This window comes from Arthrobacter sp. NPDC058130, assembly GCF_042884475.1.
GTDB lineage: Bacteria > Actinomycetota > Actinomycetes > Actinomycetales > Micrococcaceae > Arthrobacter.
In genome coordinates this window covers 1-21,983 of the sequence record NZ_JBHVTV010000001.1, presented here as the reverse complement: position 1 = coordinate 21,983, position 21,983 = coordinate 1, and the positions used below count along the sequence as shown (strand labels likewise).

Sequence of the window (21,983 nt, the reverse complement as noted above, 5' to 3'; positions counted from 1 at the left end):
ACATGGCAACAGAGACAGTTGCGAAACCAAAGACCAGCGTGCGGGTGCACATCCAGAAATTCGGGACGTTCCTGTCCGGAATGATCATGCCCAACATCGGCGCCTTCATCGCGTGGGGCTTTATCACAGCGCTCTTCATCCCGGCGGGCTTCTTCCCCAATGCGGAGCTCGGCAAGCTGGTCGGGCCCATGATCACGTACCTGCTCCCGCTCCTGATCGGCTACACCGGTGGCCGGATGGTCTACGGCGTGCGAGGCGGCGTGGTTGGTGCGGTGGCCACGATGGGTGTGATCGTCGGTACCGACATCCCCATGTTCATCGGCGCCATGATCCTGGGCCCGCTCACCGCGTGGCTGATGATGAAGGCGGACAAGATCTGGGAAGGCCGCGTCAAGCCCGGCTTCGAAATGCTGATCGACAACTTCTCGGCAGGCATCCTGGCCGCCGCCATGGCGGTCGTCGGCATGCTGGTGGTCGGCCCCATCGTGAAGGCCTTCAGCAACGGCGCCAGCGCCGTGGTCGAATTCCTTGTGGTGAACGGACTGCTGCCCTTTACCAGCATCTTCATCGAGCCCGCCAAGGTCCTGTTCCTGAACAACGCCGTCAACCACGGCATCCTCACCCCGCTCGGCACCCAGCAGGCGCTCGAGCAGGGCAAGTCCATCCTGTTCCTGCTCGAAGCCAACCCCGGTCCTGGCTTCGGCGTCCTGCTCGCCTACTCGTTCTTCGGCAAGGGTCTGGCCAAGGCGTCGGCGCCGGGCGCAGCCGTGATCCAGTTCGTCGGCGGCATTCATGAGATCTATTTCCCGTATGTCCTGATGAAGCCGATGATGATCTTCGCGGCAATCGGCGGCGGCATGACGGGCATCTTCACCCTGGTGGTCACCGGCGCCGGACTCCGATCCCCGGCGGCCCCGGGCAGCATCATTGCGGTCTACGCCTCCACCGCACGCGACAGCTACGTCGGCGTGACCCTCTCCGTGCTGTTCGCCACTACAGTGTCCTTCCTCATCGGCTCGGTGATCCTGAAAGCCAGCAAGGCACCCGCGGAAGACGACCTCGACCAAGCCACGCACAAGATGGAAGCGCTGAAGGGCAAGAAGAGCTCGGTTTCCGCGGCCCTGATCGGTGAGGGCGTGGGCGCGAGCGGCGTCGCCGTCCTCGCGACTCCGATCAAGAACATCGTCTTCGCGTGCGACGCCGGAATGGGCTCGAGCGCGATGGGCGCCTCCGTGCTCCGGAACAAAATCAAGGCGGCCGGCTTCCCGGACGTCAAGGTCACCAACTCCGCAATCGCCAACCTCAGCGACACGTACGACGTCGTCATCACCCACCAGGACCTGACCGAGCGGGCCAAGCCCGCGACCGCCAGCGCCGTGCATGTCTCTGTGGACAACTTCATGAACAGCCCGCGGTACGACGAGATCGTGGAGCTGGTCAAAGCCAGCAACTCGGACGGAGTCGGCGCGGATGCTGCAGCGGCCCCGGCCGCGGCGGGTGCTGCCACCGGTGTTGCCGCCGGCGGCACCGCCGAGGCCTCCGCCGAGGCTGACGCGGACGCCGAGGCGGGTCCCGCGGGCATCCTGGTGGCCGAAAGCGTCGTCCTCAACGGCACCGCCACCACGCGGGACGCCGCGATCGACGAGGCCGGGCAGCTCCTGCTGGACCGCGGCGCCGTCGACTCCGGCTACGTTGACGCCATGCACGAACGCGAGGAGTCCGTCTCCACCTACATGGGCAGCTTCCTCGCCATCCCGCACGGCACGAACGCCGCCAAGGACCACATCATGAAGTCCGCGGTGTCCGTGATCCGCTACCCGAACGGCATCGACTGGAACGGCAAGGAAGTGAAGTTCGTGGTCGGCGTGGCCGGCGTCAACAACGAACACCTGCACATCCTGTCCTCGATCGCCAAGGTCTTCACCAACAAGGCGCAGGTGGCCCAGCTCGAGGCGGCCACCACGGTTGACGAAGTGCTGGCCCTGTTCGGAAAGGTCAACTCCTAGTGAAGGCCGTGCATTTCGGAGCCGGAAACATCGGCCGCGGTTTCGTGGGGCTGCTGCTGCACGACGCAGGGTATGAGGTGGTGTTCGCCGACGTCGCGGACGCCCTCATCACCCAGCTGGCCGCAGCGGACAGCTACCAGGTCCACGAGGTGGGGGACAGCCCCGCCGTCCGCGTCGTCGAGAACTTCCGTGCGCTGAACTCCGGCACGCAGGAAGCCGCCGTCGTCGCGGAAATCGCGACGGCGGACATCGTCACCACCGCCGTCGGTCCGCACATCCTGAAGTTCGTGGCGCCCCTGATCGCCAAGGGGATCGCCGCCCGGGCAGCCGGGCTGGCGCCGCTGCAAGTTATGGCGTGCGAGAACGCGATCAACGCAACCGACATCCTGAAGGCCGAGGTGGCCGCCCAGTGGGATCCGGCCGCCGGGTCCCTGGACGCCGCCGCCGTGTTTGCCAACACGGCGGTGGACCGGATTGTGCCCAACCAGGACGCCGGGCAGGGCCTGGACGTCACGGTGGAGACGTTCTATGAGTGGGTGATTGACCGTACCCCGTTCGCCGGGAAGGAGCCGGTGATCCCGGGCGCGACCTTCGTGGACGATCTGGGGCCGTACATCGAACGGAAGCTGTTCACCGTCAACACGGGCCACGCTGCCGCGGCGTATTTCGGTTTCGAGGCCGGCCTGGGCAAGATTTCCGAGGCCATGGCCGATCAGGACGTCGCCGCCGATGTGCGCTCCGTCCTGGACGAAACCAAGGAGCTCCTGGTGGCCAAGCACGGCTTCAACCGCGGGGATCAGGAGGCGTACGTGGAGAAGATCCTGGGCCGCTTCTCCAACCCGCACCTGCCGGACACCGTCAACCGGGTGGGCCGTGCCCCGCTGCGCAAGCTCAGCCGGAACGAACGCTTCATCGGCCCCGCTGCCGAGCTGGCCGAACGCGGAATTGTCCCCGAAGCGCTGCTCGGGGCGATCGCCGCGGCCCTGCGCTTCAATGACCCGGCGGACGCCGAGGCCGTGGAGCTGGCGAAGATCCTCTCCGCGTCCTCGCCGGACGAGGCCACGGAGAAGATCACTGGCCTGGCGCCGGACCACCCGCTCTTCGCCGCCGTCTCCTCGCTCGTTGAGGAAGCCAAGACGATCGTCTGATCAACGCCCTAGCTGGGCCGGCGCCGGAACTCCCGTGAGTTCCGGCGTCGGCGTGCTTAGGCCCCGCGCGGCCCGGAGCAACCTCCCCCACCCGTTGCGCTATCACTTTTGGCTGCTATTCGCCGGTTTTAGCCGGTTTTAGCAACCACGAGTGATAGGGCAACGGCTCGTTCCTTGACCATTAGGTTGCCTAACTGTTAGGCTACCTAACTATGAACGCCAGTGACCCGGCTGACCCCGGCCTCCTCGCCCTCGCCCAGGACTTTCGCGAGGCCCTCCGCCACAGCATTTACCTGGTCCGCCGCCTCGACGCCGACGGCGAACTCAGTGCCGCCCAGCTCAGCACGCTCAAGATGCTGATGGACACAGGGCCCGCAACGGCCGCCACTGCTTCCGCGGCCGGCGGCGTGCGGGTGGGCGAAATCGCCCGGAATCTCGGCGTCAAGGTGCCCAGCGCCACCGAGCAGATCATCAAGCTCGAGCGCGCGGGCCTCGCCCGCCGGGAACCGGACCCGGAGGACTCCCGCGCCGTCCGCGTGCGCCTCACGGACGCCGGCCTTGCCGCCGTCGCCTCCGCCAATGAGCGCCGCAACGCCGTCATGGCCGGCGTCCTCTCGTCCCTCTCGGACCATGACCGCGCCGCCCTCGCCGCTGCCCTGCCGGTCATTGGCCGGATCAACGCGACGCTCCAGGCCTGATCTTCAACCTTCATTCCCAAATACTTAGGAGTACCCCCATGCACGGCCAGCCCGCCGACACCCTGCCGGCAGCCGAAGTCACCCTCGAGGCCGAGAAGGCCTCACTGCTCAAACAGCCCAAGGCGGTGTGGGCGACGGCACTTGCAGCCGTCTTCGCCTTCATGGGCATCGGGCTGGTGGATCCCATCCTGCCGGCGATCGCCAAGAACCTGGACGCCTCCCCGAGCCAGGTGTCGCTGCTCTTTACGAGCTACTTCCTGGTGACCGCCGTCGCCATGCTGATTACCGGCTACGTCTCCTCCCGGATCGGCGGGAAGCGGACGCTGTTGATCGGACTGGCGGTGATCGTCGTGTTCGCCTCGCTGTCCGGCACATCGGGCAGCGTGGCTGAGCTGATCGGCTTCCGGGCCGGCTGGGGACTGGGCAACGCCCTGTTTGTGGCCACGGCGCTGGCCGTGATTGTCGGCGTCGCAAGCGGCGGCGCCGGAACCGCGATCATCCTGTACGAGGCCGCCCTCGGCCTGGGCATCTCCCTCGGCCCACTCCTGGGTGCACTGCTTGGGGGCTGGCAGTGGCGCGCCCCGTTCTTCGGCACCGCCGTGCTGATGGCTTCAGCGTTCATCGCGCTCATTGCCCTGCTGCCCAAGACTCCGCTGCCCGAGCGGAAAGTCCGGCTCCGCGACCCGCTGCTGGCCCTGGGGCACAAGGGGCTCAGGACGACGGCGGCGAGCGGCCTGTTCTACAACTACGGCTTCTTCACCGTCCTCGCCTTCACGCCCTTCATCCTCGGCATGGACGCCTACGGGATCGGCGGGGTGTTCTTCGGCTGGGGCGTGGCTGTGGCCGTGTGCTCGGTTTTCGTTGCCCCCGTGCTGCAGAACCGCTTCGGCGCGGTCCGGGTCCTCACCGGCACCCTGTTCGTGCTGATGCTGGACCTTCTGGGGCTGGGCCTGGCCGCCGGGCACTCAGTGCCCGCCGTCGTGGTCCTCGTGGTCATCTCCGGGGCGCTCCTGGGCGTCAACAACACCATCTACACGGAGCTGGCCATGGGTGTTTCCGATTCGCCGCGGCCGGTCGCCTCGGCCGGCTACAACTTCGTGCGCTGGATGGGCGGCGCCCTGGCACCTTTTGCGGCCGCGCAGCTGGGCGAGCACTTCGGCCCGCAGGTGCCCTTCTTCGCCGGCGCACTGGCCATGGTGGTCGCGATTGCCGTGGTCTTCGGCGGACGCCGCTACCTGGCAGCCCACGAACCGCACGTGGTCTAGGCGACGAGACAACAGAAACGCCCATGTTCCGCTGAACATGGGCGTTTCTGTTACCACTTTCCACGTGCCGGGATCAGGCTTTCGCGGAGTCCTTTGCAGAGTCTTTTGCAGAACCCTTCGGGACGAACAGCGTTTCGGCCTGTTCCAGGGACATGCCGTTGGTCTCCGGCACCTTGAACATCACGAAGAAGAACGACGCCGCCGCGAACAGCGCGTACATCGCATACGTCAGGGGCAGCGAGGCCGCGGCCATGACAGGGAAGCTCAGCGTGATGGCGAAGTTGGCGATCCACTGTGCCGCTGCGGCCAAGCCCAGGGCGCGGGCGCGGATCCGGGACGGGAAGATTTCGCCCAGCAGCACCCAGACCAGCGGACCCCACGAGGCGCCGAAGCTGATGACGAAGACGTTGGCGGCAACCAGCGCGGCCGGACCCCAGGCCCCGGGAAGGGAGATGGCGTCACCCGAGCCGGTGGCGGAGCCGAAGGCCACGGCCATGGTGCCGAGCGAGAGGGCCATGCCGATGGAGCCGGCCAGCATGATGGGACGGCGCCCGATCCGGTCCACCAGGGCGATCGCCACGAGCGTCACCAGGATGTTGGTGATGGCAGTGGCAACGGAGATAGTGAGGGAATCCTTTTCCTGGAAGCCCACGGCCTTCCACAGCGTGGTGGAGTAGTAGAAGATCACGTTGATGCCGACGAACTGCTGCAGCACGGACAGGATGATGCCGATCCAGACCACAGGCTGCAGGCCCAGGGCCTTGCCGCGCAGCGAGCCCTTCTGGCCGGCGAGCTTGTCCTCGTCGATGGCCTTTTTGATGTCGCGCAGGTGCCGGTCCGAGTCCTCGTTCGGGGCGATCGACTTGAAGACTTTGAGTGCATCCTCGTCCTTGCCCTGGAAGACCAGGAACCGCGGCGATTCGGGCAGGGTGAAGGCGATCCAGCCGTAGACCACGGCGGGGACGGCGGCGGCCATGAACATCCAGCGCCACGCTTCCAGGCCGAACCAGAGGGCCTGGTCCGCTCCGCCGGCCGAATTCGCGAACAGGGCGTCGGAGAGGAGGGCTGCGAAGATACCGGTGGTGATTGCCAGCTGCTGCAGCGAGGCCAGGCGGCCCCGGACGTGGCGCGGGGAGATCTCGGAAATGTAGGCCGGCGCGATCACCGAGGCCAGGCCGATGCCGAGCCCGCCCACCAGCCGCCAGAAGATCAGGTCCCAGACGCCGAACGCGAACCCGGTGCCGATGGCGCTGACCAGGAACAGCAGTGCCCCCAGCTTCATGGCCGGGATTCGGCCGTAGCGGTCGGCGACCTTGCCGGCCAGGTAGGCGCCTGCCGCGCAGCCGAGGAGGGCCACGGCGACGGCGAAGCCGGTCACAGCCTCGCTCAGCGCGAACTCGTCCTTGATCGCGTCGACGGCGCCGTTGACGACGGAGGAGTCGAAGCCGAAGAGGAAGCCGCCGACGGCGCCCGCCACGGCCAGCCAAATGACCCGTTTGGGGATCTTGGCGGCGGTCTGGTCTTGGGTGATGGTCATACGGCTCCCTTGGCAGTTCGCGGTCCTCGGCCTAAGCCGCAACTACCCAGTCTTACACCCGGGCCGGCGTGCCGCGAATCACAAGCTTCGGAAAGTGAGGCTAAACACACACGGTTTCCCTGCCGCCAACCGTGCCTGGCCGGGCCGGGGTCCGCAGGCGTCACGCAGGGCAGTCTTTCGGCGTCGGACGCCCTCCCCGGGCCCGGTTTTGCGGCAGACGACAACGGCAGGCAGTCCCAAAGACTGCCTGCCGTGACGTGGACCTGCCGGTGCTCCGCTAGTGGGCGGCGGCCGCGACTGCCGCTGCCCCATCCGCGTTGGCGGCTGCCTTCGGGTCCGTGAGTTTCTTGTTCGGCAGGGCGAAGGTGATCAGGAAGGCGATGCCGGTGAGCGCGGCGGCCGTGAGCATGACGGCGTCGATCGACTGCGCGAAGCCCTCGGTGATGGGGCGGGTCAGCGTCTGGTTGGCGGTGTGCAGCCAGCTGGTGTCGTTCAGGGAATCGTTGCTCGCCCCGTTCCTGAAGAAGTCGTAGAGCTTGGCGTTGGCGGGATCGGCAGCCACGGCCGGATCCTTGAGCACCTTGAGGTAGTCCGCGTTCTGCGCGGCGTCCTTCATGCCCGTGGCGATCTTGTCCGCCGCGAGACTGAAGAGCATCGAGATGAACACGGCGGTTCCGACTGCGCCGCCCATGGAGCGGAAGAACGCGGCGGAGGAGGTGCCCACGCCCATGTCCTTGGACGGCACGGAGACCTGCATGGCCAGCGTCAGGGGCTGCATGCAGAAGCCCAGGCCCAGGCCGAAGAACACGGCGATGACGCCCGGCACCCACAGCGGCGTGTCGACGCCGAGGGACAGGCCCATCACGACGGCGGCGGCGGTCAAGACCGCCGTGCCGAGGATCGGGAAGATCCGGTACGTGCCCGAGGCGGAGATGGTCCGGCCGGCCGTGATGGAGCCGGTCAGGATGCCCACGGTGAAAGTGATCATCATGAGGCCGGCCTCGGTGGGGGTGAGGCCCTTGACCAGCTGCAGGTACATGGGCAGCATCGCGATGGCGCCGAACATGCCGATGCCGATGATGAAGTTCAGCAGCGAGGACAGGCCGAAGGTGACGTTCTGGAACAGCCGGAGCGGGATCAGCGCGTAGTCGCCGGCGCGCCGTTCGGCCAGCAGGAACGCGATGATGCCAACAACGCCCAGCCCGTAGCAGAGGTAGGAGTTGGCGGAGCTCCAGCCCCAGCTCCGGCCCTGTTCGGCGACGAGCAGGAGCGGCACGATCGCCAAGGTGATGGCGGCGGCGCCCCAGTAGTCGATCTTCTGCTTCACGTGCTTGGCCGGGAGGTGCAGGTACATGAACACCACCACGAGGGCGGCGAGGCCTATCGGCAGGTTGATGAGGAAGACCCAGCGCCAGCCGTCAATTCCGAGGATGGTCTCGGAGCCTGCGAGGGCGCCGCCGACCACCGGACCCAGAACGGAGGAGATGCCGAAGACGGACATGAAGTAGCCCTGGTACTTGGCCCGGTCCTTGAGTGCCACGATGTCGCCGATGATGGTCAGGGCGAGTGCCAGCAGGCCGCCGGCGCCCATGCCCTGGATGCCTCGGGCAATGGCGAGCTCAGTCATGGAGTGGACGGAGCCGGCGTAGAGCGAGCCGACGAGGAAGATCACGATGGCGATGAGGTACAGCGGGCGGCGTCCGAAGATGTCGCTGAGCTTGCCGTAGAGGGGCGTGGTCACCGTGGAGGTGATGAGGTAGGCGGTGGTGGCCCAGGCCTGCAAGGAGAGGCCGTCGAGGTCGTTGGCGATCGTGTAGATCGAGGTGGACACGATCGTCTGGTCCAGCGAGGACAGGAACATGCCGAGCATGAGTCCCACCATGACGGTGACGGTCTGACGGTGGGTCAGGACCTCTCCCGCGGCGCGCACGGAGGTGGTTTTGGACATGACTGCTCCAAGGGGAAGTGTGGGGAATCTAAGCGGATAGTTGCTTTCAGTAACTATGTTACTGGCTGAATTGTTCCCGCCACTACCTCCCGGTGAAAAATGTCCTCAGCGTTCGACCAGAATCCCGTCCGGATCGCACCAGATCATCGCGCCGGGGCGGATGGCCACGCCGTCGATCTCCAGCGGCACGTCCACGGCACCGGCGCCTTCTTTCGCGCTCTTGCGCGGGTTGCTGCCCAGCGCCTTGACCCCGAGCGGCAGCCCCGCGATGGCGATCCGGTCCCGGATGGCGCCGTTGATAACGACGCCGGCCCAGCCGTTCGCGACGGCACTCGCCGCGATCAGGTCCCCCATCAGGGCCGTGCGGAGGGAGCCGGCGCCGTCGACCACCAGTACCGAGCCGTTGCCGGGAGTCGCCAGCACGGACTTGACCAGCGCGTTGTCCTCGAAGCAACGGATAGTCCGGACCGGCCCGCGGAAGTGGCTGTGGCCGCCCAGGGACTGGAACTGCAAGGACACGGAGTCCAGCTCCCCGCCGCGCTCATCGTAGAGGTCGGCGGTATTGACGGCGGAAGCGTTCACGGATTCTCCTCGGATGCATGGGGGTGGTTCCCCCAGAGACTCGCACATATGGAATGGATCTGCCGAGTCCCAGGGGCCGTACTACCTCTTGCTACACGGCGTCCACGTCTTGCCGCCTGGGGCATAACAGCGAGGGCCGTTGTATCCCGGATACGGGTTGGGTGCGGGGGCAGGGGGCACATACGCAGGTGGTACATAGGCTGGCGGGACGTAGGGGGCAGGTGCCGGGGGCACGTAGGGCGCCGGCGCGGGCGGCAGGTTGCGAATTCGCTCGGCCTCCGCGGCGGCCGCCCCTGCGGCAGCAGTTTCGGCGGCCTGGCGAGCGGCTGCTGCGGCTGCTTCTGCATCCGCGAGTTCCTTCTTTTTCGCTCCAATGGCGGCCTGCTTGGCAGCCCCAGTCGTAGCCGCTGAGTCCAACCGGTTCAGCATCGCCGACACCTGCGTTGTCTTGTACGCGGCCCAGTGGATTCCATCCTTGGCCTCTGCCTTGAGCGCGGCGACCGTCGCGAGGGCTGCGACCAGCCCGGCGTGGCCCCGGTCCAGATCGGCCGCGGAATCGGAAAGGGGAGCGGCGACCAGGGTTTCAACAGCCTGCGCCGCAATTGCAACCTCCTGCGACGGCAGGCACGCGACGACTGAGGAGTTCAGGCCTACGCCCCGAGCACGAGCCTCGTCGAAGGCCTCAACAACCGGCGGATAAAACTTCTTGTTGGGCTCGAACAGGACGGGAACCCCGAGGCCCAGCCTGGCGATCTCGGCGTTGACCAGCTTTCCGGCTGAGTCGAAGACCCCTGCCAGCGTGCGCCCGTATTTGTCCAGTGGTTCGACGTCCAGTTCGAGCCTGATCTTGGCCCCGACGGGCAGAAGCTGTTCGAGGCCTTTGGTCGCTTCCGGACCCATGCATTCGACTGGCGCGTTAGGGTCCTTGGTCTCCGGAGTGTCGACGTTCAGAAGCCGGACAGTCTTTTGTTCGCCGTTAATCGAGGCCTCGAAGGTGTCGCCGTCGATGACACGGATGACTGTGGCCTGGTCCGCGCCGGAGCCGGTGGCTTCGCTCCTGGCGGCGTTGCTCTCTGCAGCCGGGCTGGAGTTGCAGCCACTGAGCGCCATAAGTGCTGCCAGGGCGATCCCCACGGCCTTGGTTCGGGCGAGAGCGCCCGGCAATGTTGAAACCAAAAGTATTCCCCCAAGGAACGAGTGTTGATGATCTTCTCCATAGTTGGAGGTTCAACGATGACCTTACTGCGCTGAATGCCAAATCGGCGGTTTCCGGCACATTGCGAACAGATCTGCCGAGTCCCGATAGTCTGGCTCCGCACTGATACATCTGCCTGATCATCAGTTCCAGGGGGGACCATGACCATGTCCGATACCACCGCGCCGGCTCTCGCCGAACCCGAACGCCGCGTCCGGCCTGTCTGGACCGCGGGGGTGGTGCTGGTCAATGTCGGCATCAATGCGGCGTTCTTCGGCCCGCTCCAGGTGCTTCTCGGCCAGCAGGCGGCGGCGTTCAGCGAACCGGACAAGGAAGCCATCCTGGCCCTCGTGACGGGCGCGGGCGCGGCTGTGTCCCTTGTAGCGAACCCCCTCTTTGGCGCCTTCAGTGACCGGACCACCTCGCGGCGGGGCCGCCGGGTGCCGTGGGTTGTCTTCGGCGCCGTCCTGGGCGCCGCGGCACTCATCGCGCTGGCGGGCGCCCCGGGCATCGCCGCCATGACGCTGCTGTGGTGCCTTGTCCAGGCCGGCTGCAACGGCGCCTACGCGGCCATCACCGCGGCCATCCCGGACCGGGTGCCCGTTCCCCAGCGGGGCATGGTGGGCGGACTGGCAGCCATGGGCCAGACAGCCGGAATCCTGGCAGGGGCGGTGATCGCGGCCGCCGTCGCCGGAAACTTCGCCGTGGGGTACTTCGTCTGCGCGGCGGCGCTGCTTGCCGGCGTCGTGCTCTATTACTTCAAGAACGACGACGTTCCGTTGCCCGCGCAGGCCCGCCCGCCGTTCAGCCTAGCCGGCTTTTTGCGGGGCTTCTGGATTTCCCCGGCCCGCTACCCGGACTTCGCCTGGGCCTGGCTGACGCGCCTGCTGGTGAACATCGGCAACCACATGGTCACCCTGTACCTGCTGTTCTTCCTCAACGACGCAGTCCGGCTCCGCGACACCGAAGGGATTGAGCCCGCGGTTGGGGTCCTGATCCTGACGGGCCTCTATGCGGTCATGGTGATTGTCACCAGCGTGGTCGGCGGCCGGCTGAGCGACCGGATGGGCCGCCGGAAGCCGCTGGTCATCATCTCGTCGGCCGTGATCGCCGTGGCCTCGCTCATTCTTGCGTTCGCGCCCACCTGGCCGGGTGCGCTGATCGGCGCCTCCGTGCTGGGCATCGGCTTCGGGTGCTACTTGGCGGTGGATTTCGCCCTCATCACCCAGGTCCTGCCCACGGCCCTGAACCGGGGCAAGGATCTTGGCGTCATCAACATCGCGAACTCGCTGCCGCAGGTGCTTGCCCCGCTGATCGCCTACCCCTTCGTAGCCCTTTGGGGCGGCTATGTTGCGCTGTATGTGGCGGCCGCCGTGATCGGGCTTCTCGGTGCCGTGTTCGTGGTGAAGATCAAGGGCGTGGACTGAGCCGGGCGCGGCCCGTTCCGGGGGCCGCTGGGGCCCGGCTCGACGGGCCAGATGCCCGGTTTGGTGGCGTATAGTGGACGGCAATTGCCGCGGCAGCGCGGTGGGCGGATGGCGCCCGGCTGCCGAGAAAAACGACCCCCCGGAACGCTGCTGATGCCTGACTTTCACTCAGATCTTCCACCGATGGCCCCTCCTCCCACTCTGCCCCGGCAACGGCTCCGTTACGTCCGGATCCTTGACGTTGCCGCCGGATTTGCCCGCAAGGGCCTGGACTCCGTGGTCCTCTCCGAGGTGGCGGCCAAGGCGGATGTGCCGCTGGGGACGCTGTACCGCTACTTCCCCTCCTCCACCCAGCTGGTCCTGGCGCTCTACCGCAAGCAACTGGGCGAACTGCTGGCAGGAAGCTCCGCGGAGGGAAAAGTTGCAGCCCAGGCCCTTGTGGGAGTGGTGATGGAGATCTTCCACATGCGCCTAATGCAGCCTGCCGTGGAGCAGTGCCTGAACCGGGCGGTCTACGTCAAGGACACCGACACCACGCGTCTGCTCCGGGAAATCGATGCGACGGCCGAGAAGGCTGTGACGGCCGCCTGCGGCGACGCCGCCGTGGCCCGGGTCCTGCTGCTGACGGTCACTGGACTGGTCCAGGCCGTCCGCTGCCGCCGGCTGTCCCTCTTCGAAGCGGAGGAGGACCTCAAGAAGGCCTGCTCGCTCCTGCAGCGCGCTCCGCAGGCCGCGTAACCGGTCTAGACCAATTGCCCCGAAAAACACTTTTTAAGCGTGATCCGGGTCACTTAACCCAGAGCGTAAACGTTTAACCACGGCCCAATGCGGCCCTTGCCCGGCGTAACCGGGTGAATGCCCTGTTTACCATTGCTGGACCGGACCCGGCTGACGCCATCAACTCCGGGGGCCCTAACGCCACCGCCACCTTTGGTTGCCGCCGCCCCCGCCAGACCAACTTGAGCATCCCTGTGCTTGAGCTTCATGAGCCGTGCGCCCACGGTGAATCCCAGGAGACAAAGACGTGTCCACTGAAACGATCATTCCCGCCGATTCCACTTCCCCGGCCGAGACGGTAGCCGTGCTCAGCGACGAGGAAATCTTCGCATCGCACGAGGGCGGCAAGCTGTCGATTTCCAGCACCGTCCCGCTCGCCAGCAAGCGCGACCTCTCCATCGCCTACACGCCCGGCGTCGCCCAGGTCAGCCGCGCCATCCATGCCAACCCCGAGCTCGCCAAGACGCTCACGTGGGCCCAGCGACTTGTGGTGGTCGTCAGCGACGGCACTGCGGTGCTCGGCCTGGGCAATATCGGCGCCAGCGCCTCGCTGCCCGTGATGGAGGGCAAGTCCGCGCTCTTCAAGGCCTTCGGTGAACTCGACTCCATCCCGCTGGTCCTCAACACCACCGACGTCGACGAAATCGTCGAGACCCTTGTCCGTCTGCGCCCGAGCTTCGGCGCCGTCAACCTCGAGGACATCGCCGCGCCGCGCTGCTTCGAACTCGAAGACAAGCTCATCGAGGCACTGGACTGCCCCGTCATGCACGATGACCAGCACGGTACCGCCGTCGTGGTCCTCGCCGCCCTGACCAACGCCGCCAAGGTGACCGGCCGGACGCTCGACAGCCTGCGCGTGGTGGTCTCCGGCGCCGGTGCGGCCGGAATCGCCGTCGCCGAAATCCTGCTGACCGCCGGGATTGGCGACGTCGTCCTCCTGGACTCCCGTGGCGCGATCACCGCGGACCGAGCGGACATCGCGGCCGATCCGGCCAGCAAGAAGGCCGAGCTCGCCGCCCGCAGCAACCCGCGCGGCGTGACCGGCGGCCCGGGAGAGGCCCTGCTCGGCGCCGACGTGTTCGTCGGTGTCTCCTCCGCCAAGCTGGACGAGGAACACCTGAAGCTGATGAACCACAGCTCGATCGTGTTCGCCCTGTCCAACCCGGACCCGGAAGTCCTGCCGGAGGTCGCGAGCAAGTACGCGGCTGTGGTCGCCACCGGACGCAGCGACTTCCCGAACCAGATCAACAACGTCCTCGCCTTCCCCGGCATCTTCCGCGGAGCCCTCGACGCCGGCGCCCGCCGGATCACCCCGGCCATGAAGCTCGCCGCGGCCCGGGCCATCGCCGAACTGGCCGAGGACGATCTCTCCGCCGACTACATCGTGCCCAGCCCGCTTGACCCCCGGGTGGCGCCGGCTGTCACCGCTGCAGTCGCCGCGGCGGTGGAAGCCGGGTAGACCCGCGCGCGGCCGAACCGGCGACGGCGGCACTGCCTGCTTTAGGTCTAACGGAGCGGTGCCACCGTCGCCGGGCCGGGCCCTTTCCCGGCCGGGCCGGGTCCCTTCCCGCCTAGACTGGGCCCATGAACCCCGAGATTGCCGTGACTGTGCTCTGCGGGCTCGCCATCCTGGTGGGCGTGGCCGGGACCATTATTCCCGTGCTGCCCGGCAGCATCCTGATCGGGTTGAGCCTGCTCGCCTGGGCCTTGTGGGGCGGCGCCGGAACCACGGGCTGGGTGGTCTTCGGGATCGGGCTGGTGTTCGTCCTGGCCGGCATGGCCGCCAGCGCCGTCCTGACCGGCCGGAAGCTCAAGGAGCACAGCATCCCGAGCCGTTCGCTGGTGGTGGGCCTGGTGCTGGGCGTTGCCGGCATGTTCATCATCCCCGTGGTGGGGCTCTTCTTGGGCTTCGCGGCCGGGCTCCTGCTGAGCGAGCTGCTGCGCACGCGGGCGTTCGGCAGGGCAGTGGCCTCGAGCTGGGCCGCGCTGAAGGCCACCGGCCTGGGCATGATCGTGGAATTCGGCCTCGCGTGCCTCGCCGCGAGCACCTGGGTGATCGGCCTCTGGGTGGCTTCGGCAGCCTAGCAGCGGCCAGCCGGAGCCTACTACCATGAGGGAATGAGCGCCGGACTTGGCGAATCCGCCCCCCACCTCCCCATCGGCCAAATCCCCGCCGGCTTGATTCCCGCGGCCTTGATTCCCGCAGGCTTGATTCCCGCTGGGCAGATGCCCGCGGGTGGGATGCCCGCGGGCAAGCGCAGGCCGTACGCCGACGCCCGCGACCTGACGCCCTTCCGCACGCCCGTGATCCGGACGCCCGTCCGCGGCCTGGCCGGCAACGTGGGCGGCGTGGTGACCGGACTCATGGCGGGCCGGAAGCCCGGGACGCTGACCGCAGAGGGCGGCGTCCCCCGGCTGGGCAAGGTGGGCGGCCGGACGTCCGCCAAGACGGCGAAAGCCGTGCACGCCGCCATCTTTGGCAGCACCGATCCGGACCGGCTGATCACCCTGGCCCGCGCGTACCCCGGCTGGGCCGGACTCTGCTACCTCATGGCTGGGCTGCTGGCGTACGCCCATGGCGGGCACCTGCGCGCGTCCGATCTCCTGCAGCACGGCCTCAGCCTTCGGAACGACGCCGACGCCAACCGTTACGCCGCCGTCTACCTGGCCGGCGTGGTCACCAGGGTGGAGGTGGCCGAGCGGATCGAGGTCCCGGCGCTGTTCAGTGAGGAGGCCGTTTTCCTGGCCCTGTCCCATTCCCTGCGCGAGACCGGCCAGACCGAGGCGGCGCTTGCGGCGCTGGCCGGCTTGCCGCCGTCGCTGCCGCTGGCCCTGGCCCGCTGTTCACTGGCCGCCGAGCTGGGGCGCGACGATGACGTGGTGGCGGACACCGAGGGGCTGCTGAATGCGGACGATCTGTCCGCCGCGCTGCTGCTGGTGCGTGCCCGGTCCCTGCGCCGGCTGGGGTCCTACAGCGCTTCCCGCTCCGCCCTGCAGGAGGTCCTGCGGCGCAGGAAAACGGACTTCACCCTCCGCAGCGATGCGCTGACAGACCGTGCCCTGCTCCTCCTGGACGCAGGCCGCAAAACCCTCGGGGCCAGGGATTGGCAGCGCCGGAAACCGGCACAGCTGGAGGCCGTGAAGGCCATCCGCAAGGACGCGGAAATGCACGAACTCTGGGACCGCGAATACGGGCAGCCTGACGACAACTGACCGGTTTACGCGCCGGATCAGCGCCAAATACACGTATCCACTACTCTTGCGGGCCCCCATGGCGGGGAGTACAAAAAAGGCATGAGAGATGCTGTGGAGCGCTGGATGCAGCACTACATCACGGCGTGGACAACGAACGATCCACAGGACATCCGGGCCCTGTTTACCGAGGACGCCGTCTATGCGACCAGCCCCCAGGAAGCCGAACCGTGGCAGGGCCGGGATGACATCGTGGAGCACTGGATTGCCGGGCGCGATGAGCCGGACGACTGGACGTTTGAGTGGAAGCTGCTGGGGGTCGACGGGGGCAGGGCGTTCGTGCAGGGCCTGACGACGTACCGCGGCAACAGCCGAAGCTATGACAACCTGTGGATCATCCAGCTGACCGCGGACGGCCGCGCGTCGTCCTTCACCGAGTGGTACATGCAGCGCAAGTAGCGCTCACGCCGGATTCCCGGGCTCACCCGCGGGTCAGCGCTGCGCTGACGGCCGGCACGATCTGCTCGGCGAGCAGCAGGGCGCCCAGGACCAGCATGATGATCCCGCTGGCCAGCGTCACCTGACGCGCCGCGCCCGGCCGGGCGTGCAGCAGTTTGCGTGCCAGGAGCGCCACGCAGCTATAGATGACCGCCACGAGCAGGACGAAGGTCAGCCCGAGCAGCCCCGACTGGACCGGAACCGGCAACGCGGCCTCGGGGCTGACGAACTGCGGCACCAGGGCCACGAAGAACAGCAGGCCCTTCGGATTGATCCCGCTGATCCCCATGCCCTGGAGGAAGATCCGGAACTGGCTGGCGGCCGCCGCCGCCGGGGGAGCCGGGGTGCCGGCGCTGAAGCTGGCCCCGCGCCAGGACCGCAGGGTGCTGAATCCCAGCCAGAGCAGGTAGAGGGCGCCCGCGACGGTCAGCCAGCCAAGGACGCCGGGCAACCCGGCGAGCAGTGCCGCCAGCCCCAGCACCAGGAGCGCCGTGTGGAGGGCGTAGCCGCCGCACAGCCCGGCGACGGCGGGCGCGAAGCTGCGCTGCCTGAGCCCGGCGGCGATCGAGTAGGCCCAGTCGACGCCGGGCGTGCACGCCAAGGCGACGGCGACAACCAGGAAGGCGAGGAAAAGCTGGGGGTTCATGGCGGCTCCAGGGGTGCGGCACCCTCGTTGCGGGTACAGGGAAAACTCTAGGCAAAATCGGCCCGGAAGTGTTCGCCTATTTACTGGAGAATCGCGGCTTTTGGGTAAGATAATTGCGTGATCGACAATATTGACAGAAGTATTTTGCGCCACCTTCAAACGGACGGGCGAATGACTGCCACGGCCCTGGCCGGCAAGGTGGGGCTGACCGTTGCCCCGTGCCACCGCCGGCTGCGGGATCTCGAAGCCGCCGGGATTATCCGGGGCTACCGGGCGGACGTCGATCCGGCCGCGGTGGGACTCGGGTTCGAGGCCATCGTCTTCGTGACGCTGCGTCAGGTGGACCGCTCCACCATGGAGATCTTCGAGAACCGGGTGGCCGACAACCCCAACATCGTGGAGGCCCAGCGGCTCTTCGGCTCGCCGGACTATCTGCTCAAGGTCATCGCCGAGGACCTTCCGTCCTACCAGCGTTTCTACGATTCCGAACTGACATCGCTGCCCGGCGTCGAACGCCTGACATCAACGCTGGTCATGAAGAACCTCAAGACCAACGTCGGGCCGCCGGTCTAGGCAAAGTCTGGAAAAATAGGCGCGGGCCCCGGGCGCCGGGTCCTGACGAAGGCGTCAGGCGCCGAGCAGTCCCGTAGTCCGGTAAGGAATGACTTCGCGCAGGAACATGCTCGTCGAGGTCCGGACGATGCCGGGGCACAGCCGGATTTCCTCGGACACGCGGTAGAGGTCATCCGGACTCTTTGCCACCACCCGGATCAGGAGATCGGTGTCGCCGGCGGGCGCATGGCATTCGAGCACCTCCGGAATGTTGCGCAGAGCGGCGATTGCCTCGTTGAGGTGGCTCTGGTCCAGTTCCGCGCTCACCGCCGCCGCCACGCCCCGGCCCAGGGCAGACGGCAGGACCCGGCTGCTGTTCGGGCGGAGCGCGCCCGACGCCGTCATCCGCTCCAGGCGGGACTGGACAGTGCCGCGGGCCAGGCCCAGCTTCTGCGCCAGCACCATGACCGGCACGCGGGGATCGTCATCCAGCGCGGCGAGGATCCGCCGGTCCGTTGAGTCCAGCTCCTGCAAAATGACCACTTCCTGTTCACAGTACCGGCTGTAGTTGATCAGATTGACCATTCATGCGACTGTCCGTTGCACCAACTGTAGGGCTTCTGCTCAAATGGTGACAACAAAGGGACGCGGCCACCGCCACGGTCCCGAAGGCTACGGGCACCCCGGCACACCACCCGGACCCCGGATGAGGCTCCCGCAAGGAACCCGCCGCTGACTGACTCTTGTTCACGCATCGTCATTCCGCACGCACCACCACACGGCAAGAGCCCCTGAGCTACCGACGTCGGATTTCCCGAAGTCATCGGTAGCTGAGGGGCTCTTGTGCTGTGCCCGCATAGGCTGGTGCCATGACGTCAGCCGGCCGCTTTGCCCCCAGTCCTTCCGGCGAACTGCACGTGGGCAACCTCCGGACCGCCATCCTGGCCTGGCTCTTCGCCCGGTCCACGGGGCGGACGTTCCTGATGCGGGTGGAGGACCTGGACCGTGCCCGGGCCGGCGCCGAGGCCGAGCAACTCCGCGACCTCGCGGCGATCGGCGTGGACTGGGACGGCGGCGTGGTGCGCCAGACAGACCGCGAGTACCTGTACGCCGAGGCGATCTCGCAGCTGACAGCGGCCGGGCTGACCTACGAGTGTTTTTGCACCCGCCGCGAGATCCAGGAGGCGCCGTCCGCGCCGCACGCTCCGCAGGGCGCCTACCCGGGGACCTGCCGGAACCTCACCGACGCCGAGCGCGCCGCCAAGCGGGCCACCCGGCCGCCAGCGGTCCGGCTCCGTTCCGCCGTGGCCGAGGTGGCGGTCCGGGACGTGCTCCACGGCGACTACACCGGGGTGGTGGACGACTTCGTGCTCCGGCGCAACGACGGTGTGACTGCCTACAACCTGGCAGTGGTGGTAGACGATGCCGAGCAAGGCATCGACCAGGTGGTCCGGGGCGATGACCTGCTGCCTTCCACACCCCGGCAGGCCTACCTGGCGTCCCTCCTGAATATGCCTGTTCCGGAATATGCGCATGTGCCGCTCGTTCTGAACGCCGACGGCGCCCGGCTGGCCAAGCGCGACGGCGCCGTCACGCTCGCTGACCTGGCGCTGGCCGGCGTGACCGCGGAGCAGGTCCGGGACGGGCTGCTTGCCTCCCTCGGCCTTCCGCCCGGCCGCCTCGAACAGGCGCTTACCGCTTTCGACCCTGCCACGCTGCCGCGCGACCCCTGGGTATGGACCGGAATGAACGCAGCTCTCCCGGGCCCCGGCGCCCCGCCCCGAACGGCCAGCCGCGACGCGTAGGCTGGATTCATGACCGAGCCCGCACACCCCCAGCCCCGCTTCACCGTTGAGACAGCCAGGGTCCTGGCCGAGGTGGCCCACAACCGCCAGAAGGACAAGCTCAAGCGGCCCTACCGGGAGCATGTGCTCGCCGTCGGCGATGCCCTGGCGGACTTCGACGACGATATCCAGATCGCCGGGTACCTCCACGACATCGCCGAGGACACCCCGATGACACGGCAGGCCCTGCTGGACATGGGCGTCTCCGAGCGCGCCGTGGACATCATCGAACGGGTCACGAAGCGCCTGCACGAGAACCCCGACGACTACCAGGCCGGCATCCGCTACATCGCCGAGAACCACGACGCCACCCTGGTCAAGATTGCCGACAACGCGCACAATTCGCTGCCCGAACGGGTCAAGGCCCTGGCCGAAAAATGGCCGGACAAGCCCCCGGTCACCCGCTACGACGACGCCCGCCCCGTGCTCTACGCGGCCGTCCCGGTCGAGGAAACCCGGAAGATCCTCGCCCGGATCAACCCGTGGCTGCTGGCGGAACTGGACGACATGCTCGACGAGGCGGACGACACCGACTACGAGAACCTCGCCTACGAAACTCCTTCCGCCGAATCCGAGCCCACGCGGGACTAAGCGTGCGTGCCTACGTCCTCACCCGCTACGGCGGCCCGGATGCCATGGAGTTCCGCGATGTTCCGGCTCCCCAGCCCGGCCCGGGCGATGTCCGGATCAAAGTCTGCGCGGCCGGGCTTAATCCGGTGGACTTCAAATTCCGCCAGGGCGCGCTCCGTCCCATCAATCACGTCCGCCTGCCGATCGTCGCAGGCTGTGAAGTCGCCGGGACGGTGGAGTCAGTCGGACCCGGGCCCAGCCGTTTCGCCCTTGGGGACCGCGTCTACGCCCGGGTGGACAAGACGCGGCTCGGGGCCTTCGCCGAGTTGGTGTGCGTGCAGCAGGAATTCGTGGCCGCCATGCCGGCGTCGCTCGGATTCGCCGACGCCGCCGGACTGCCCCTGGCCGGACTCACGGCACTGCAGGCCCTCCGCGATGAACTCGGAGTGGGCCGCGGCACCCGGCTCTTCATCTCCGGCGGCGCAGGCGGCGTGGGAACGCTGGCCATCCAGCTCGCCAAGTATCTCGGGGCCGACGTCACCACCACGGCGTCATCCCGCGGTGAGGGGCTGGTCCGGCGGCTGGGGGCGGACCGCGTCATCGACTACACCCGGGAGAACTTCGCCGAAGTACTGCACGATTTCGACGCGGTGCTGGACCTGGTCGGCGGAGCAACCCTCAAGGATTCTTTCCGCATCCTCAGGCCCGGCGCCCGGGTGGTATCCATCGCCGGCGTTCCGGAACCCCTCACGGCGACGAAGGACCTGGGCTCGCCGCCGTTGATCAGCGCCGTGTTCTGGCTCATGAGCTTGGGCATCCGCCGCCGCGCCCGAAAGGCGAAAGCCAGCTACCGCTACCTGTTTATGCACCCCAGCGGGGATGACCTGCGCACCCTGGCGGCGCTCGTCGACGGCGGCCACGTGCAGCCAGTTGTGGACAGGACCTACCCGCTCGCGGAAATTGCGGAGGCCTTCGCCGCGCTCGAACAGGGCCACGCCAAGGGCAAGATCGTCGTCACGCTCTAGGACTGAAGCCGGCGTCGGGACCGCCACAGCAGGCCGACGTACACCAGATCGAAGACGCTGCAGAGCAGACCCACGCCCAGGATCAGGGGCGAGCCGCGGTACCAGCCGAAGACAATAGTGGGGGCGAGGGTGCCGATCCACTTGGCCACGGCGATCAGCAGGGTCTGGCCCCGGGGTCCGCCGCGGGCAACGAACATGGCGATGAACAGCCCGGACATCAGCAGGTTCTGCAGGAAGGCCGAATAGCGGGATGCGTCGTCCCAGCCGAACTCGGCGACGAACAGCAGCTGCACGGCGAAGGACGTGACGCCCAGCAGGAGCGCCCAGCCGACGAAGAGCCGCCGCGTGACCCACGCCGGAAGTTCGGACCGGCCGAACTTCAGGAACGTGTACACAATGACGACGTCGGCGAGTCCCCACGCGATATTGAAGACTCCCTGCGCGTCAATTCCGGTCGCGATGGAGCGGGCTGCGTAGATGGCCTCCCAGGCGAAGTTGAGCCCGAGCGCGGCGGCCGGGATTGCGTAGCTCCTGTCCTTGAAACCGATCCGGATGGCATCGACATAGGCCACGGTCCAGGCCAGGCCGCTCACAATCGTCAGAAACAGGATCACTGTTCCCTCCCCTCATGCACGGGCGCCCGCGCATGCGGACACAGCGAGCATACCGATCGCGGCGGGTTATTTCTTGAGTGATTGGGCGATCTGGGTCATGACGGTGTTGTCGGCGAGGGTGGTGGCGTCGCCGGGGTCCCGGCCTTCGGCGACGTCTTTGAGGAGGCGGCGCATGATTTTGCCGGAGCGGGTTTTGGGCAGTTCGGGGACGATGAGGATGGTTTTGGGTTTGGCGATGGGCCCGATTTCCTTGCCGACGTGGGTGCGGAGTTCGGTGACGGTGTCCTCGCCCGAGTCCACAGCGTCGGCGCGGAGGATCACGAAGGCGACGACGGCCTGGCCGGTGGTCTCGTCCGCGGCCCCCACGACGGCGGCTTCGGCGACGGCGGGGTGGGAGACGAGGGCGGATTCGATTTCGGCGGTGGAGAGCCGGTGGCCGGAGATGTTCATGACGTCATC

At 67.4% G+C, this 21,983-nt stretch carries 21 protein-coding genes and 1 pseudogene; 14 read left to right on the top strand and 8 right to left on the bottom strand.

Going from position 1 to position 21,983, the window contains the following annotated elements:
• Positions 1-2: 2 nt before the first annotated feature.
• The 4 genes from ACFVTM_RS00110 (at position 3) to ACFVTM_RS00095 (ending at position 5,117) form a co-directional block, all read left to right on the top strand.
• Positions 3-2,006 carry a PTS mannitol transporter subunit IICBA gene (locus ACFVTM_RS00110; RefSeq protein ID WP_390201288.1) on the top strand — a complete coding sequence of 668 codons (2,004 nt, stop codon included), beginning with the start codon at positions 3-5 and terminating at the stop codon, positions 2,004-2,006.
• Positions 2,006-3,154: a mannitol-1-phosphate 5-dehydrogenase gene (locus tag ACFVTM_RS00105; protein ID WP_390201287.1), complete on the top strand. Its 1,149-nt coding sequence runs from the start codon at positions 2,006-2,008 to the stop codon at positions 3,152-3,154. The genes ACFVTM_RS00110 and ACFVTM_RS00105 overlap by 1 nt, the downstream gene beginning before the upstream one ends.
• A gap of 212 nt (positions 3,155-3,366) precedes the next feature.
• Entirely contained in the window at positions 3,367-3,852 is a 486-nt protein-coding gene (locus ACFVTM_RS00100; RefSeq protein ID WP_390201285.1) for a MarR family winged helix-turn-helix transcriptional regulator, read from the top strand.
• 38 nt (positions 3,853-3,890) lie between these two features.
• Positions 3,891-5,117, top strand: a complete 1,227-nt coding sequence (locus ACFVTM_RS00095) for an MFS transporter (protein WP_390201284.1) — start codon at positions 3,891-3,893, stop codon at positions 5,115-5,117.
• A gap of 73 nt (positions 5,118-5,190) precedes the next feature.
• On the opposite strand, the gene ACFVTM_RS00090 is transcribed toward ACFVTM_RS00095, so the two are convergent.
• From ACFVTM_RS00090 to ACFVTM_RS00075, 4 genes are all read right to left on the bottom strand, one after another.
• Positions 5,191-6,654 carry a sugar porter family MFS transporter gene (locus ACFVTM_RS00090; RefSeq protein ID WP_390201283.1) on the bottom strand — a complete coding sequence of 488 codons (1,464 nt, stop codon included), beginning with the start codon at positions 6,652-6,654 and terminating at the stop codon, positions 5,191-5,193.
• Between the two features lie 277 nt (positions 6,655-6,931).
• The gene (locus ACFVTM_RS00085) at positions 6,932-8,602 is read right to left on the bottom strand and encodes an MDR family MFS transporter (RefSeq protein ID WP_390201282.1); all 1,671 of its coding nucleotides are present in this window, start codon (positions 8,600-8,602) and stop codon (positions 6,932-6,934) included.
• A 105-nt stretch (positions 8,603-8,707) separates the two neighbouring features.
• Positions 8,708-9,232 (bottom strand): ribonuclease E activity regulator RraA, encoded by a 525-nt coding sequence (rraA, locus tag ACFVTM_RS00080; RefSeq protein WP_390201281.1) that lies wholly within the window; start codon positions 9,230-9,232, stop codon positions 8,708-8,710.
• Between the two features lie 33 nt (positions 9,233-9,265).
• Positions 9,266-10,360 carry a thermonuclease family protein gene (locus ACFVTM_RS00075; RefSeq protein ID WP_390201280.1) on the bottom strand — a complete coding sequence of 365 codons (1,095 nt, stop codon included), beginning with the start codon at positions 10,358-10,360 and terminating at the stop codon, positions 9,266-9,268.
• Between the two features lie 180 nt (positions 10,361-10,540).
• Here ACFVTM_RS00075 and ACFVTM_RS00070 point away from each other — a divergent pair, with 180 nt between their 5' ends.
• From ACFVTM_RS00070 to ACFVTM_RS00045, 6 genes are all read left to right on the top strand, one after another.
• Entirely contained in the window at positions 10,541-11,806 is a 1,266-nt protein-coding gene (locus ACFVTM_RS00070) for an MFS transporter (protein WP_390201279.1), read from the top strand.
• A 183-nt stretch (positions 11,807-11,989) separates the two neighbouring features.
• Positions 11,990-12,544, top strand: a complete 555-nt coding sequence (locus ACFVTM_RS00065; RefSeq protein ID WP_390201278.1) for a helix-turn-helix domain-containing protein — start codon at positions 11,990-11,992, stop codon at positions 12,542-12,544.
• A 304-nt stretch (positions 12,545-12,848) separates the two neighbouring features.
• Positions 12,849-14,042: an NADP-dependent malic enzyme gene (locus tag ACFVTM_RS00060; RefSeq protein WP_390202075.1), complete on the top strand. Its 1,194-nt coding sequence runs from the start codon at positions 12,849-12,851 to the stop codon at positions 14,040-14,042.
• Between the two features lie 125 nt (positions 14,043-14,167).
• The gene (locus ACFVTM_RS00055) at positions 14,168-14,668 is read left to right on the top strand and encodes a DUF456 domain-containing protein (RefSeq protein WP_390201277.1); all 501 of its coding nucleotides are present in this window, start codon (positions 14,168-14,170) and stop codon (positions 14,666-14,668) included.
• A gap of 156 nt (positions 14,669-14,824) precedes the next feature.
• Positions 14,825-15,796 (top strand): hypothetical protein, encoded by a 972-nt coding sequence (locus ACFVTM_RS00050; RefSeq protein WP_390202074.1) that lies wholly within the window; start codon positions 14,825-14,827, stop codon positions 15,794-15,796.
• An 81-nt stretch (positions 15,797-15,877) separates the two neighbouring features.
• Entirely contained in the window at positions 15,878-16,234 is a 357-nt protein-coding gene (locus tag ACFVTM_RS00045; protein WP_390201276.1) for a nuclear transport factor 2 family protein, read from the top strand.
• 22 nt (positions 16,235-16,256) lie between these two features.
• On the opposite strand, the gene ACFVTM_RS00040 is transcribed toward ACFVTM_RS00045, so the two are convergent.
• A complete protein-coding gene (locus ACFVTM_RS00040) occupies positions 16,257-16,919 on the bottom strand; it encodes a LysE family translocator (protein ID WP_390201275.1) in 663 nt (220 codons plus the stop codon).
• A 117-nt stretch (positions 16,920-17,036) separates the two neighbouring features.
• On the opposite strand from ACFVTM_RS00040, the gene ACFVTM_RS00035 reads away from it, so the two are divergent.
• Entirely contained in the window at positions 17,037-17,492 is a 456-nt protein-coding gene (locus ACFVTM_RS00035; RefSeq protein WP_390201274.1) for an Lrp/AsnC family transcriptional regulator, read from the top strand.
• Between the two features lie 54 nt (positions 17,493-17,546).
• On the opposite strand, the gene ACFVTM_RS00030 is transcribed toward ACFVTM_RS00035, so the two are convergent.
• Positions 17,547-18,056, bottom strand: a complete 510-nt coding sequence (locus ACFVTM_RS00030; RefSeq protein WP_390201273.1) for an Lrp/AsnC family transcriptional regulator — start codon at positions 18,054-18,056, stop codon at positions 17,547-17,549.
• Positions 18,057-18,340: 284 nt separating this feature from the next.
• Here ACFVTM_RS00030 and gluQRS point away from each other — a divergent pair, with 284 nt between their 5' ends.
• The 3 genes from gluQRS to ACFVTM_RS00015 are packed head-to-tail and all read left to right on the top strand — an operon-like array spanning position 18,341 to position 20,910.
• Positions 18,341-19,276 (top strand): tRNA glutamyl-Q(34) synthetase GluQRS, encoded by a 936-nt coding sequence (gene gluQRS, locus ACFVTM_RS00025; protein WP_390201272.1) that lies wholly within the window; start codon positions 18,341-18,343, stop codon positions 19,274-19,276.
• 9 nt (positions 19,277-19,285) lie between these two features.
• Entirely contained in the window at positions 19,286-19,906 is a 621-nt protein-coding gene (locus ACFVTM_RS00020; RefSeq protein ID WP_390201271.1) for an HD domain-containing protein, read from the top strand.
• A 2-nt stretch (positions 19,907-19,908) separates the two neighbouring features.
• Complete coding sequence (locus tag ACFVTM_RS00015; protein WP_390201270.1) at positions 19,909-20,910, top strand: NADP-dependent oxidoreductase; 1,002 nt, start codon at positions 19,909-19,911, stop codon at positions 20,908-20,910.
• On the opposite strand, the gene ACFVTM_RS00010 is transcribed toward ACFVTM_RS00015, so the two are convergent.
• A complete protein-coding gene (locus tag ACFVTM_RS00010; protein WP_390201269.1) occupies positions 20,907-21,524 on the bottom strand; it encodes a hypothetical protein in 618 nt (205 codons plus the stop codon). The genes ACFVTM_RS00015 and ACFVTM_RS00010 overlap by 4 nt on opposite strands.
• 66 nt (positions 21,525-21,590) lie before the next feature.
• A pseudogene (locus ACFVTM_RS00005) lies at positions 21,591-21,983 on the bottom strand (acetyl-coenzyme A synthetase); the annotation flags it as partial.

Excerpts from the sequence above, each read along its gene's own strand:
- ACFVTM_RS00110 (WP_390201288.1), top strand. The coding sequence starts at position 3 with ATGGCAACAGAGACAGTTGCGAAACCAAAGACCAGCGTGCGGGTGCAC.
- ACFVTM_RS00100 (WP_390201285.1), top strand. The coding sequence starts at position 3,367 with ATGAACGCCAGTGACCCGGCTGACCCCGGCCTCCTCGCCCTCGCCCAG.
- ACFVTM_RS00095 (WP_390201284.1), top strand. The coding sequence starts at position 3,891 with ATGCACGGCCAGCCCGCCGACACCCTGCCGGCAGCCGAAGTCACCCTC.
- ACFVTM_RS00090 (WP_390201283.1), bottom strand. The coding sequence starts at position 6,654 with ATGACCATCACCCAAGACCAGACCGCCGCCAAGATCCCCAAACGGGTC.
- ACFVTM_RS00085 (WP_390201282.1), bottom strand. The coding sequence starts at position 8,602 with ATGTCCAAAACCACCTCCGTGCGCGCCGCGGGAGAGGTCCTGACCCAC.
- rraA (WP_390201281.1), bottom strand. The coding sequence starts at position 9,232 with ATGTGCGAGTCTCTGGGGGAACCACCCCCATGCATCCGAGGAGAATCC.
- ACFVTM_RS00070 (WP_390201279.1), top strand. The coding sequence starts at position 10,541 with ATGACCATGTCCGATACCACCGCGCCGGCTCTCGCCGAACCCGAACGC.
- ACFVTM_RS00065 (WP_390201278.1), top strand. The coding sequence starts at position 11,990 with ATGGCCCCTCCTCCCACTCTGCCCCGGCAACGGCTCCGTTACGTCCGG.
- ACFVTM_RS00055 (WP_390201277.1), top strand. The coding sequence starts at position 14,168 with ATGAACCCCGAGATTGCCGTGACTGTGCTCTGCGGGCTCGCCATCCTG.
- ACFVTM_RS00050 (WP_390202074.1), top strand. The coding sequence starts at position 14,825 with ATGCCCGCGGGCAAGCGCAGGCCGTACGCCGACGCCCGCGACCTGACG.
- ACFVTM_RS00045 (WP_390201276.1), top strand. The coding sequence starts at position 15,878 with ATGAGAGATGCTGTGGAGCGCTGGATGCAGCACTACATCACGGCGTGG.
- ACFVTM_RS00040 (WP_390201275.1), bottom strand. The coding sequence starts at position 16,919 with ATGAACCCCCAGCTTTTCCTCGCCTTCCTGGTTGTCGCCGTCGCCTTG.
- ACFVTM_RS00030 (WP_390201273.1), bottom strand. The coding sequence starts at position 18,056 with ATGGTCAATCTGATCAACTACAGCCGGTACTGTGAACAGGAAGTGGTC.
- gluQRS (WP_390201272.1), top strand. The coding sequence starts at position 18,341 with ATGACGTCAGCCGGCCGCTTTGCCCCCAGTCCTTCCGGCGAACTGCAC.
- ACFVTM_RS00020 (WP_390201271.1), top strand. The coding sequence starts at position 19,286 with ATGACCGAGCCCGCACACCCCCAGCCCCGCTTCACCGTTGAGACAGCC.